The following is a 13,329-nucleotide window of genomic DNA, read 5'->3' on the forward strand; positions in this document are numbered from 1 at the left end:
GGTTGTGGTGTGCAATGAAAGTAAAAAAACTATTAATCATGGGGGTTTCAGGGTGCGGCAAAAGCCTGATTGGCAGTGAAATTGCCCGTGCACTCGACCTGCCTTTTTATGACGGTGATGATTATCATCCCGCTGACAATGTAGAAAAAATGCGGCAAGGGATCCCACTGACTGATGCTGACCGCAGCGGTTGGTTACGTACCTTGAACCGTCTGTATACCGACAATGAGGCAGCGGTGATTGCTTGCTCAGCATTAAAGCCGGCGTACCGCGACGTTCTGCGACAAAACAACCCAGAGTTAGTGGTTGTTTACCTGCAAGGGGATTACGCCACGATTTGGTCACGGCTACAAAAACGGGCTAACCATTATTTTCATGGTGAGGCCATGCTGCGTAGCCAATTTGATGCCTTGGTCGAGCCCAGCGCTGAAGAGGCCTTGTTTGTCGATATCTCTTACCCCGCCGATACTGTGGTCGCGCACGCGTTGCAACAAATAAAGGAGATGGAGTCATGATGCCATCACAGATAGGTCTGGTTGGATTAGGTGTGATGGGGAAAAGCCTGGCTTTAAACCTGGTCGATCACGGCTTTAATGTCGCAGGCTTTGATATTGACCCGCACCACCGGCAAGCGGCGCATGAGGCCGCGTTACCCCTCAATCAGGCATCGGACAAGGGGCAGCTAACGGTAGTTGATTCGCAATCTCAGCTGCTGACCAGTTTGCAAATGCCGCGCGTTATCGCCTTGTCGGTGCCTGCCGGCGAGGTGGTCGACACGGTGATCCGTGAGTTGCTAGCGGCGGGGCTTGCATCTGACGATATTGTTATCGATACCGGCAACAGCCTGTGGACGGATAGCGAACGGCGCGCCCGCGACTACCAAGGGCAATTGCGCTTTTTTAACACCGCCATTTCCGGCGGGGAAGTGGGCGCACGTACCGGCCCCTCGCTGATGGCCAGTGGCGATGCGTCAGCGTGGGCGCAGGTTAAACCCATGTGGTTGGCGATTGCGGCAAAAGTGGATCACGCCGGTCAGCCTGTGGGCCTGTTTGAGCACGGGGAGCCGTGTGCCGCTTATCTAGGCGGGGCGGGCGTGGGTCATTATGTCAAAATGGTACATAACGGCATTGAATATGCGGACATGCAGTTAATTGCCGAAGCGTACCATTTTATGTCGCAAGCACTAGGACTGTCGGCGGTGGAAATTGGCCAATGTTTTGCTCGTTGGAATCAAGGGCCACTTAATAGCTACTTGATGGCAATCAGCGCCGAGATCTTGCAAACCCCAGACCCTATCACAGGTAAGCCGTTCGTCGAGGTGGTACTGGATAAAGCTGGCCAAAAGGGGACAGGCATGTGGACGGCAGTGAATGCGCTGCAAACCGGTGTCGCGGCACCGACCATTGCCCAAGCGGTGTTTGCTCGCGCCCAAAGTGGCTTAAAAGCGGTGCGAGTGGCGGCAGCGAAAACCCGTACTAACCCAGAGTCTGTTGCGTATGATGGTATTGATACACAGCTTGAAAGCCTGCACGACGCCCTGTATTGCGCCAAATTATCGGTGTATGCCCAAGGGTTTGATCTGATCAACACCACCGCGCAGCAACAAGGCTGGACACTGGATTTTGTGCAAATTGCCAAGATTTGGCGCGCAGGGTGCATTATCCGCGCACAATGTTTAAGCGAGATTGCCAGTGCGTATCAACAGACGCCAGATGTCGCTAACTTACTTCTCGTCGCGCCCTTTGCCGAGGCGGTGAACCGCCAAGCTCCCGGCTGGCGTGCGACCGTTGCCAGTGCCGCGCAAGCGGCGGTGCCTATTCCCGCGATGGCGGCGTCATTGAGTTATTTTGATGCTCTTTATAGCGAGGTGTTACCCGCTAACTTGCTTCAGGCTCAGCGCGACTATTTTGGCGCCCATGGTTATGCACGTGTGGATGACGATGAGTCACGCCAGTACCATTTGACCTGGAGTGAGCAGCCAAAGCGCCAGCAAATACGATAATAGAAGGCGCGCTGTGATGGGCGCGCCTTTTTGTTACACGTAACAACAAAAAGGGCCAAAGAGTGGGTATGATGGAGCCAAAACAAGACTGCATCAACGACAGACCCAGATGGCGAATAAGAAAAAGCGACCGACATTACAAGACATTGCCGACCGAGTCGGCGTCACCAAAATGACAGTAAGCCGCTGTTTACGCGACCCGGCGATGGTCTCGGACGCCGCCCGTGAAAAAATCCAATTGGCGGTAGAAGAGCTGGGTTATATTCCCAACCGCGCCCCCGATATTCTTTCTAATGCGAAATCCCACGCAATTGGCGTACTGGTGCCTTCGCTGACCAACCAAGTCTTTGCCGAAGTGATCCGCGGGATTGAATCCGTCACCTCACCAGAGGGCTATCAAACCATGATTGCCCACTACAGCTACAGCGCTGCGCTCGAGGAGCAGAGCATTGAGTCTTTGCTCTCGTATAACGTCGATGCGATCATTTTGTCGGAAAATGTCCATACCGATAGAGCGCGCAAAATGCTGCAAACCGCCTCGATTCCGGTGATTGAAATCATGGACAGCGTGTCGCCACGCCTCGAGCAAGCGGTCGGTTTTGACAACACCACAGCCTCGCGCGACATGACCAACGCCCTGATTGAAAAAGGGCGTCGATGCATTGCGTATTTTGCTGCTCGTATGGATGAGCGCACGCGCTTAAAGCTTGAGGGTTATCATCAAGCGATTGCTCAAACCCAACAAGCGCCGATCAGCCTGCAAACTGAAGACGCCTCGTCATTTACCTTAGGGGCCAAGTTACTCGGCCAGATCCTTGAGTTACATCCCGAGGTGGATGGCATTGTTTGCACCAACGATGACCTGGCGATTGGCGCTTTATATGAATGCCAACGACGCGGGATCAAGGTGCCGGAACACATTGCGATTGCCGGTTTTCACGGTCACGACATCAGCCAAGCCATGCTCCCCAAACTGGCGACAGTGATCACCCCCCGAGAAGAAATCGGCCGCGTCGCCGCCACCGAGCTTATCGCCCGACTCCGCGGAGCCGACACCTGGCCGAGCCACATCGATCTTGGCTACCGCATCGAACACGGGGAGAGTATTTGAGATGAAGCGTGGCAGAAAAGGGACTACAAAGCGGTTGTTTATATCGAGTGGCCTAGTATTATTCTCGGGCATTTTTACTTGTAGTAGTGTTACATCATGAAAGCCGATGAAATTCTTGTAATTGACCTGTTTGCTGGCCCTGGAGGGCTTGGTGAGGGGATCTCTTCTGTTACAGACGAAAATGGATATCGTCCTTTTAAAATCGGTCTCTCGGTGGAAAAAGAGTCGTCGGCTCATTTAACGCTAACAACGCGCGCACTATATCGGAAACTTAAAGATAATAGACAGGGTTTACAGAGTTATCATGATTACCTATGTGGTCAAATAACGCGCGAAGAGCTGTTTGATCAGTACCCTGAAGAAGCAGAAGCCGCTCGGACTGAGACACTACACAAACCAAGAGCACTGGGTGACGATAATGAGTTTATTCACGAAAGAATTAAACAGTTAGTCAATGCTCATGGTAATAGGCCCAAAATTGTTATTGGAGGGCCGCCTTGTCAAGCATACTCGTTGGTCGGACGTTCAAGAAATGCGGGAATAAAAGACTATAACGCTGAGACTGATAAGAGAAACTTTTTGTACAAAGAGTACTTGAAAGTGCTATCAATAGCCCAGCCGGATGTGTTTGTCATGGAAAATGTTAGGGGGATCCTTTCTGCCAAGGTTAAAGATAAGCCAATATTCCCCCAGATGCTTGAAGACTTACGTAACCCTGAGCAAGTGACGGGCATACATGGAGCGAAATATAACGTTTACTCTCTAGTTAAGCCTGCTAATGATCCTGCCAACCCAGACTATGATAAGACGAGCGATTTTCTTATTAAAGCGGAGGACTATGGTGTGCCTCAGGCGAGACATCGAGTAATTTTACTGGGCGTGCGAGAAGACATTGATAGATATCCTGACACTTTGTTGCCTAGTAGTGAACACGTTACTGTTGAGCAGGCAATTTCTGACTTGCCAAAATTAAGAAGTGGGCTATCCAAGCAAAAAGATGACAACAAGGCGTGGGAGAGGATCGTTGAAAGGCATGCCAAAACAGTCAAGCGGCTCCTTAGTAAATCCTTCTCGAATACAGAGGAGCTAGATTTAAAGCCGAGAAAAGGTTTGTCTCGAAGTAGTAAGGATATTGCTGGTGTGGACCCAAAGGTCTCCAGGCACCTAAGGGATTGGTATATAGATAATAAACCCAAATGTGTTCTAAATCATGAAACCCGCGCTCATATGGAGAGTGACTTGTTGCGCTACGCATATAGCTCTGCATATACCTACCTCAGTGGAGGCTCTTCACCAAAATCTAAGAGCTTTCCAGATCAGTTAGCCCCTGCTCATGGTAACTGGAAAACTGGCGCGCACGACGATAGGTTCCGTACTCAAGCAGCTAATAAGTCCTCTACAACGGTAACGAGCCACATGTCAAAAGATGGTCACTACTTTATTCACTATGATCCAAAACAATGCCGTAGCTTAACCGTGCGTGAAGCCGCGCGATTACAGACGTTCCCAGATAACTACAAGTTTGAAGGGAATCGAACGCAGCAGTATGTACAGGTAGGGAACGCTGTGCCGCCGTACTTGGCGAAGCAAATAGGTGAAGTTTTACTAGAGTTACTCCGTTAAAAATTAATTCAGATGAGAGTAATCTGGAGTACCGATACAGCTGAATCCGCCGTATGCCCAAAACACGAATGGAGTTTTGGAGAGAAAAGCTTGAACGAACTGTTCAGCGAGACAAAGAAAAGAACAGGGAATTAGCTGTTGATGGTTGGCACGTTTTTACTGCTTGGGAATGTGAGTCAAAGGAAGCTTCGGGAAAGATCGTAGAACAGATTCATAAGTTTTTAAGGGAGTGGAAAGTTAATGGCCAGAGAGTATACATTGCCACCAAGTGCTTCGTCATTGTCTGAGTCTATGAGAGACCTTGGATATTCTTTGGCGACAGCTGTTTCTGATATAATAGATAACAGTATCACGGCTGGATCGACCGAAGTCGATGTCTACTGTGATTTGACTTGTGAAGAGCCGACACTGGTTATCATAGATAACGGAAGTGGAATGACACAGGACGAACTTCTACTTGCAATGAAACATGGTTCAGCTAACCCCAAGCAGACTAGAGAGCCTAATGATCTGGGTCGCTTTGGCTTGGGTTTGAAAACGGCTTCATTTTCACAATGTAGAAATTTGACGGTCGTCAGCTCGATTAATTCAATAGTTTGTGGAGCTGAATGGGATCTAGACCATGTAAGTAAGAGAGATGAATGGTGCCTGTCAATTCTGGATGACGATGATATCAAAAAAATACCGTACTTAGGGCACTTAGGTGAGACTGGTACAGCGGTTGTCTGGACTAAGTTAGATCGGTTGTTTGAAGACCAGTATGGTAGTAAGCGAGATGAAATTGTTTTTGAAAAACTAGATCTCGTTGATCGCCATTTGTCTCTGGTTTTTCATAGGTTTCTAGCTGGTGAAGTTAAACATCATCCTAAATTTAGCATTCGTATAAACGGTAACTCCATAGATGCATTCGATCCATTCTGTCGAAAAATAAAAGCGACACAGGTACTGCCAAAGGAAATAGTCCGCGTTGATGGTATGGAAGTAGTTATTCAGCCATACATCCTACCGCATCATAGCAAGCTCACGGCGAAGGAATATGATTTCTACGAAGATCGTAGCAGCTTCATCTCAAATCAGGGAGCATATATCTACCGAAATGGCAGGCTTATGGCTTGGGGAGACTGGTTCAGGTTAGTTCCCAAAGGTGAAGCGACCAAGCTTGCTAGAGTTCAGATTGATTTTCCAAATGCTCTAGATGAAAGCTGGACAATTGATATTAAAAAATCGCGAGCAAGACCGCCGCATGAAGTTAGAGAAAGACTTAGACAGATATTGTCTAAGGTTGCTGGCACAAGCACCAGAATTCATCGAGGTAGAGGACAGAAGCTTTTCCAACATTCTCCTGAGTCAATTTGGGAGCGTTATGGTGATAGAAATCGAGTTCGGTTTGAGTTGAATTTATCTCATCCTCTTTTGCAAAGATTAAAGGAGGGGTTGTCAGACCAACAGTCTTCAATTTTACGTTCATATCTGGAAGCCGTTTCAGCAGCAATTCCGGTAGAGATGATCTACTCGGATTACTCTTCAGCGCCTAGAAGCGTTGATCAATTCTCAATAGAGAAAAACAATGTTTTACAAAAGCTCGAAGAGCTTAGAAAGTCCTTATTTGGTTCTGGTGAGATGAATGTCGATATGTTTCGGAATGTTATTGATTCTGTACGTATGTTTGATGCTCACAAGGAGCTGGTGGAACAATACTTTGAAGGGATAAAAAATGAGGAATGAGAAAAAGAAGTTTGAAGCAAATAAGGTTTTTATCTCAGCTTTGATTAATACCGCAAAAGGAAAATGGGAAGAATATATCCCGACTCGAGAAGAAGTAGATGAATTGGCTATTAATCTAGCAGAAATGATGGGACTGCAGGAACTTGATGTCCTAAGTCTCGCTAAAGAAGCCTACTATGAAATAGATTCTAAAATGGGTGTGGGTGTTTCACTTGTAGATCCTGAGGCTGTTCATGATGATGAGTGGGTATATAAGCGTAAGGATATTAAGAAGTGGCTTTATTCAGATGCTTATGAAAAGTATCTAAGAGACAAAGGATGGTCACCAACAGTAGTTCAGTCTCTGAGTGATGTAGGTACCAAAATACTTGGTCATCTTCAAGATCCCACATCGCCCGGTGTGTGGGATAGACGAGGATTGGTTATTGGTCACGTGCAATCGGGTAAAACAGCGAATTACCTAGGATTAGTGACAAAAGCGGCAGATGCTGGTTACAAGTTTATTATCGTTATTGCGGGTAGTCAAAATAACTTAAGAAAACAGACACAAGAAAGGTTTGATGAGGGCTTTATTGGAAGAACAAAAAATGGAGAAAGCTGGCAAGAGGTTGGCGTTGGACTTAGTTTTGATGAAATAAATTTTCCAGTCTCTGTGACCAATGTTTACTCTGATTTCGATAAGAAAACTGCTGATATAAGTGGTTGGAGTCTCGGTAGCAGGTCTCAACCCGTAGTGATGGTAATCAAGAAAGAACATAATATCCTGAGAAACCTCAAACAATGGTTGGAAGATCTAAATACGAAAGAAAGCCGAACGGTAAGAGTGCCAATGTTGATGATCGACGATGAATCTGACTATGCGTCGATTAATACGAAGAAAAATTCGGATGAGACAACCACGATTAACAAAGGCATTCGAGAGATTCTAAACTTATTCGATAAATCCGCTTATGTGGCATACACAGCAACACCATTTGCGAATATTTTTATTAACCCAGATGCTTATGGTGGTGATCAAGATCTGCAAGATGATCTCTTCCCTAGAGACTTTATTTATTGTCTCGATGCTCCGACAACATATTTTGGCCCTGATAGGGTCTTCTTAGATGATGAGAGTTCTGAACGAATTTTAGAAACAATTGATGACGCAAAAAACTATATTCATTTAGGTCATAAAAAAGATTTTGACGTTCTCGAACTGCCTCCATCCCTTTACAGAGCTATACGACAATTTGTTTTAGTAAAAGCAATTAGAAAGGTAAGAGGGCAAGATGAAAAGCATTGCTCAATGCTGGTAAATGTTTCTAGGTTCGTGGATGTTCAAAAATCAGTCCGCGCACACATCAGTGTATATCTCAAAAAGATGAAGGTAGCTATAAAGGCAAACTATTTGATGCCGGATTCAGTCTCTCAAAAAAATGAATATATGGATCAGTTGAAACAGACTTTTGAAGCTGATTATTGGGATGCTGATGTTTCTTGGAAAGAGCTAAAATGTACGTTGTATGACGCTGCTGAATCCATAAGAACTTTTGTTGTTAACAGTAAGTCCGATGAGCCGCTTGATTACAAAAAATATGAAAGAGATGGCCATGGTTTAACAGCAATTGCTGTCGGTGGTTTAAGTCTTTCTCGTGGTCTTACAATTGAGGGGCTATGTATCAGTTATATGTACAGAAATACTCGAATGTACGACACGCTCATGCAGATGGGACGTTGGTTCGGTTATCGAACTGGATACGATGATTTATGTAAAGTTCATTTGCCTCATGATTCCATAGACTGGTATTCGCATATTGCGATTTCATCAGAAGACTTGCGAGACCAAGTTATACAAATGAGACTTGATGGATTAAGTCCTAGAGACTTTGGCTTATATGTAATGTCTCACCCTGATACTTTGCTAGTTACAGCTTCAAATAAAATGAGATCTGCGGAAAATATCACTGTAAGACAGAGTTACAGTGAAAAAGCTATCGAAAGTGACACTCTTCCAGATGATCGAGAACTAAACGATTTTAATCAAAGTCTAATTATAAAATACTGGAAGGAAAATTTTGGTGTAAAAGATAGAGAAGTTTTGCCAAATGAAGGTGGAAAAGGCTGGTACATAGGTGATGTTGATACAAAGATAATAATCGAGTTTTTAAACCAATTCAAGTGTTCACCTAAAACACAGGAAAAGAGAAATTTTGCATTAAAGTACTTAAAGTCAATCGTCAAAAAATACCCACTCTCTGATGTTGCTTTAGTATCAGAAAAGTATGGTTTGTTAGAGCACGATTATACTTTATCACCAAGAACTCGAAGTGCAACTTATGTAAAAGAAGATAAAAGCTGGCGTGTGAATCAAGCCCGTGTTGGAGGTAGGCATGAGCATTATGGACTATCTCAAGAGCAAAAAAATGCAGCGATGGAGAAAGCTGTTGCTGACGCTAAAGAAAAAGGAAAGGAAATCAAAAGACCTTCAGACAGGTACTACAGGGTGGAAAGAAATAAGCCACTTCTTATTGTTTATAATTTGAATTTGGTTGATGGTGAAAATGAAAATCTTGCAGTTCCTGCTTTCGTTTTAAGCTTTCCCAAGGTGGACTATTCTCATACTGTATCAGTAGTCGCAAATCGAGTTTATTTGGAAAAATCAATTGGGATTGATTTGGATAGTTTGATTCAAGATGAGGCCGAAGGTGAGGACGAATAATTATAGGCCATGGGATGATATTAAGACACCCATTAGAGATCTAAGCGTAAGACAGGTAAGAAGCAGCAAATACCTTCCTCTCTATTGGGGAAAGGACTCTATCGGTCACTGTGTCTTTATTTATGAAATGACAGAAGATGGAGCAGAGATCTTTCAAAAAAACATGGTATCTATTCATGGGATAAAGATTGAGTACAGACTGCTTAGTACGACGGGAAATCAGGGCCTCATTTTGGTTCTTGAGAAGCATGTTGATCAAGATCTTTTTTATAGCTTTTGCGAAACATTGATTCATGAACTTTCTGAAGTTTCAGACCCATTGGTTGGTTTGTCTATAGCTCTGTCCCAGATAAAACGCTGGAAAGCATTTATGGCGGGGAAGAAAGGCCAGGTGCTTAGTGCAGAAGAAGTAAGGGGGCTGTTCGGTGAACTTAATTTCCTGCTACAAATGCTAAGGGAAATGAATAATGAGCTAGACGCGTTAGAAGCATGGCAGGGGCCTGAAACCTCTCATCAGGATTTTATATTTTCCGATACTGCCGTAGAAGTTAAGTCACTATCAGGCCGAGAGAGAAATGCGGTTAAAATATCTTCTGAAGATCAACTTGAAAGCTTGAGTAGTAGCCTTTTTCTTAAGGTTTTCAGACTGGTTGATATGCCTGAGTCAAAAGCATCAACATCCTTGAACGAGTTAGTAAACGCAGTTGAAGAAACGCTAACTGAGGCTGAAGCTATAGAGATGTTTGATACAAAGCTGGCTAAAGCTGGCTATGTGAAAATGCTTGCTTACGATAAGCCTAAATTTATTGTCATTGAAGAGCAGACATATCATGTCGACCGTGAGTTTCCAAAGATTGTAAGATCTGAATTACATACAGGTCTTACGAGAGTCGGCTATGAAATTAAGTTAGAAAGCGTTCGAGACTTTTTATGCGCAGATAAGGATGTATGGGGGAGGTAAAATGGAGCAAACTATCCAAGATTTTTTTCATGATTTCAAGCAGGACTTGTTAGCTGGGGCAGAGGCCAGTAGTAGTTTTCAATTGTCGCAGTTTGTAGAAACCGTCGCTCATGAGTTGATGGATACCGGATTTTTGGAAGGGTTTGAGCTTTGTCACTATCGGGCACAAAGAGGAATGAGAGTTGATGGTTACTGGTTTAATGATGAGGGTACTTTAGATCTTATCATTGCAGATTTCGATTGTAGAGAAGAGTTGGCTTCTCTTACGGGGACCGAAATAGATAGCACTTTTAAGCGAGTTGCGAAGTTTTTTGAAGCAAGTAAACGCAAGGAGTTATTCAAAGACCTCGAAGAGACAGCTCCGGAATATGGGCTATCAAGGCAAGTTTATGATCGAGGACGTGCAATTCAAAAGGTAAATTTTTATCTGTTCTCTGAGCGAGTTTTGAGTGGTCGAGTAAGCGTCATTAAAGATGATGAGGTTTCAGGAGTTCCAGCATCGTATCATATTTGGGATGTTTCTAGATTGCAGCGGCAACAAAGTTCCCGAGGCCAAAAGGAAATTCTTGATATAAATTTTCCTGAAACTTATGGAACAGGGATTTCGTGCCTGCCTGCACATTTAGGCTCAGATACTTACAAGTCTTACTTGATGGTAATTCCAGCAGCTATTTTATCATCAATGTATGAAAAATATGGTGCTCGATTATTAGAGCAAAACGTACGATGTTTTTTACAGGCTCGAGGGAATGTTAATAAAGGGATAAGAAGTACCATTATAAATGAGCCGCAAATGTTCTTTGCCTATAATAATGGTATTACTGCCACAGCTCAGGAAGTAGAAGTTAGGCTAGGAAGTTCCGGACTTGAAGTGGTGCGGATGAAAGATCTGCAAATAGTAAATGGCGGTCAAACCACTGCTTCACTATTTCATACAAGTCGTAAAGATAAGATTTCCTTGGAAGGTGTTTTTGTTCAGATGAAGCTATCAATAATTGATAGCGAACAAAGTGAAGTCGTCGTGCCGAAGATTTCTGAATACGCAAACACTCAGAATAAAGTAAATGCTTCTGATTTCTTTTCAAATCATCCGTTTCATATTCGTATGGAAGAGTTCTCGAGGCGTATATGGGCCCCCGCTCAACAAGGGGCGCTACGAGAGACAAAATGGTTTTATGAGCGTGCCCGTGGTCAATATACTGATGCGCAAAGCAAGCTAACTCAAGGCGAAAAGAAAAAGTTTCAGGCAGAAAACCCCAAACCACAGATGTTCACTAAAACTGATCTTGCTAAGTTTGAGAACGTTTGGGACGAAAATCCAAGATTCGTTAACCTTGGAGCTCAGAAAAACTTTGCTCAGTATGCCAAGCGTATTGGCTCTGAATGGGAAAAATCATCTAAATACTTTAACGAGTTTTATTACAAAAGAGCTATTGCTCGCGCCATCATTTTTAGAAAAACAGAAAAGTTGGTTTCAGCTCAGCCTTGGTATAATGGTGGTTATAGAGCAAACGTTGTTGCTTATACATTAGCACTATTGGGCTATTACTCTTCAACGCTCGACAAGTCTATAGATTTTATACATATATGGAAYAAACAGCTTATATCAAATGATTTAGAAAGGGCCCTAGAAATAACTTCAGAGTTTGTCCATGATGAGATTACTCGACCGCCACAAGGAATATCTAACGTTACCGAGTGGTGTAAAAAGGAAGGGTGCTGGCAAAGGCTAAAAGAGAATTCAGAAAGCTTGGTTAAGCTATTGCCACAGGGTTTTAAAGACAGCCTTGTCTCACAAGAAGTTATACAGAATGAAAAAAAGCAGGCCCAAAAAATACAGAAAATGGACGATGGAATTGAGGCTCAAAAAGCGGTCTTAAAAATTGAGGCAAAACAATGGACTAGCCTGCTGCTTCAGTGTGGTTCTTTAGACGTTTTTACCGAGAAAGAGCTTGAAATTATGAGAGTCGCTACACAAATTCCTAAAAAAATACCAACGGAGAAACAAAGTAAGTTACTCATTGAAACCTTGAAGAAAGCTGAAAGTGAAGGGGTTGTAATAAAGTAAATCAACTGTATAGCAGCTTCACATCTTTGTCGCCTTTACAATAACTAAGACCGCGGATTGTATCATTAGCCATACGGCCACCCCTTGTACTCACTAATAGTTCGAGATTAGCAGTGAAAAATACTCACCAATTGAATGAAAACCCACCATAAAGTGAGTTTTTTAATTGGTGGTGTGTTTTTTGAGTGTTAGTGAGTTTTATTCAATATTCTGGATCTGCTCGCGCATTTGTTCGATAAGTACTTTGAGCTCGACGCCGGAGGCGGTGATCTCGGTGCTGATTGATTTGGAGGCGAGGGTGTTGGCTTCGCGGTTGAACTCTTGCATCATAAAGTCCAAGCGTCGGCCGCAGGCGCCGCCTTTTTTGAGGATTTTATGTGCTTCTGAAACGTGTGAGTCCAAGCGGTCAAGCTCTTCTGCAACATCCACTTTTTGCGCCAGCATCACCATTTCTTGCTCAACGCGAGCCGGGTCGAGCTCCACTTGTGCTTCTTCTAAGCGCGTGGTCAAACGTTCACGCTGCCATTCAATCACGGTGGGCATCTTTTCACGCACTTTGATCACTTCGGCGCTAATCGCATCGAGTCGCTGCTCAATCAGGGCTTTCATGTTCTCGCCTTCGCTGGCACGTGCGGCGATAAAGGCATCGAGCGCGTCATCAAGGCCAGTTAATAAGGCGCGGTGTAGCTCGTCGGTGTCTTGCTCCGGCGCTTCCATCACGCCTGGCCAGTTCAGGACTTGAAACGGATTGATGTTGCCTTCACCCGCGGTCTCTTTCACCCATTTGGCGGCGTGAATAACTTGCTTGGCCAAGGCTTCATTGATGGTGAGCTTATCTTGGCTGGCTTGTGAGGTATCAAAGCGCAGGTTGCATTCCACTTTGCCGCGGGCTAGGCGTTTGCGAAAACGCTCGCGTACTACAGGCTCAAGGCTACGTAGCTGCTCAGGCATGCGAATGTAGGTTTCGAGATAGCGCTGGTTAACGGAGCGGATTTCCCAAACCGCGTTGCCCCAATCGCCCTTGAGTTCTTGACGGGCGTAGGCGGTCATACTGTGGATCATGTGTACCTGCTCTTATGTGCTGAAGGTCAATGGCAAAGATTATACGCATCCATGCCCTTGCCGTCAGCTGTCTTGG

Annotated in this window: 9 protein-coding genes; 8 read left to right on the top strand and 1 reads right to left on the bottom strand. The window is 44.6% G+C overall.

Translation table 11 applies throughout. The features are described 5' to 3' along the window. Positions 1-14: 14 nt before the first annotated feature. The 8 genes from BZG74_RS06610 (at position 15) to BZG74_RS06645 (ending at position 12,191) form a co-directional block, all read left to right on the top strand. Positions 15-515 (top strand): gluconokinase, encoded by a 501-nt coding sequence (locus tag BZG74_RS06610; protein ID WP_077771883.1) that lies wholly within the window; start codon positions 15-17, stop codon positions 513-515. Beyond that, complete coding sequence (gndA, locus tag BZG74_RS06615) at positions 512-2,002, top strand: NADP-dependent phosphogluconate dehydrogenase (RefSeq protein ID WP_077771884.1); 1,491 nt, start codon at positions 512-514, stop codon at positions 2,000-2,002. The genes BZG74_RS06610 and gndA overlap by 4 nt, the downstream gene beginning before the upstream one ends. 109 nt (positions 2,003-2,111) lie before the next feature. Further along, complete coding sequence (gntR, locus tag BZG74_RS06620; protein ID WP_077771885.1) at positions 2,112-3,113, top strand: gluconate operon transcriptional repressor GntR; 1,002 nt, start codon at positions 2,112-2,114, stop codon at positions 3,111-3,113. 96 nt (positions 3,114-3,209) lie between these two features. Next, a complete protein-coding gene (locus BZG74_RS06625) occupies positions 3,210-4,736 on the top strand; it encodes a DNA cytosine methyltransferase (RefSeq protein WP_077771886.1) in 1,527 nt (508 codons plus the stop codon). 240 nt (positions 4,737-4,976) lie between these two features. Further along, complete coding sequence (locus tag BZG74_RS06630) at positions 4,977-6,461, top strand: ATP-binding protein (protein WP_077771887.1); 1,485 nt, start codon at positions 4,977-4,979, stop codon at positions 6,459-6,461. Continuing rightward, entirely contained in the window at positions 6,451-9,162 is a 2,712-nt protein-coding gene (locus tag BZG74_RS06635; RefSeq protein ID WP_077771888.1) for a Z1 domain-containing protein, read from the top strand. The genes BZG74_RS06630 and BZG74_RS06635 overlap by 11 nt, the downstream gene beginning before the upstream one ends. Further along, positions 9,149-10,123, top strand: coding sequence for a PD-(D/E)XK motif protein (locus BZG74_RS06640; protein WP_158020634.1), 975 nt, complete (start codon positions 9,149-9,151; stop codon positions 10,121-10,123). The genes BZG74_RS06635 and BZG74_RS06640 overlap by 14 nt, the downstream gene beginning before the upstream one ends. 1 nt (position 10,124) lies before the next feature. Continuing rightward, entirely contained in the window at positions 10,125-12,191 is a 2,067-nt protein-coding gene (locus BZG74_RS06645; protein WP_077771890.1) for an AIPR family protein, read from the top strand. 198 nt (positions 12,192-12,389) lie between these two features. Here the strand turns inward: BZG74_RS06645 and BZG74_RS06650 are convergent, their stop codons facing one another. Beyond that, on the bottom strand, positions 12,390-13,253 hold the full coding sequence (locus tag BZG74_RS06650; RefSeq protein ID WP_077771891.1) for a YicC/YloC family endoribonuclease: 864 nt from the start codon (positions 13,251-13,253) through the stop codon (positions 12,390-12,392). Between the last annotated feature and the right edge of the window lie 76 nt (positions 13,254-13,329).

Origin of the sequence: Salinivibrio sharmensis, from assembly GCF_001995985.1 — a bacterium.
In the GTDB taxonomy this organism is placed as follows: domain Bacteria; phylum Pseudomonadota; class Gammaproteobacteria; order Enterobacterales; family Vibrionaceae; genus Salinivibrio; species Salinivibrio sharmensis.

Bases quoted from the DNA above. Each gene is read 5' to 3' on its own strand.
- BZG74_RS06610 (WP_077771883.1), top strand. From the start codon at position 15: ATGAAAGTAAAAAAACTATTAATCATGGGGGTTTCAGGGTGCGGCAAA.
- gndA (WP_077771884.1), top strand. From the start codon at position 512: ATGATGCCATCACAGATAGGTCTGGTTGGATTAGGTGTGATGGGGAAA.
- gntR (WP_077771885.1), top strand. From the start codon at position 2,112: ATGGCGAATAAGAAAAAGCGACCGACATTACAAGACATTGCCGACCGA.
- BZG74_RS06625 (WP_077771886.1), top strand. From the start codon at position 3,210: ATGAAAGCCGATGAAATTCTTGTAATTGACCTGTTTGCTGGCCCTGGA.
- BZG74_RS06630 (WP_077771887.1), top strand. From the start codon at position 4,977: ATGGCCAGAGAGTATACATTGCCACCAAGTGCTTCGTCATTGTCTGAG.
- BZG74_RS06635 (WP_077771888.1), top strand. From the start codon at position 6,451: ATGAGGAATGAGAAAAAGAAGTTTGAAGCAAATAAGGTTTTTATCTCA.
- BZG74_RS06650 (WP_077771891.1), bottom strand. From the start codon at position 13,253: ATGATCCACAGTATGACCGCCTACGCCCGTCAAGAACTCAAGGGCGAT.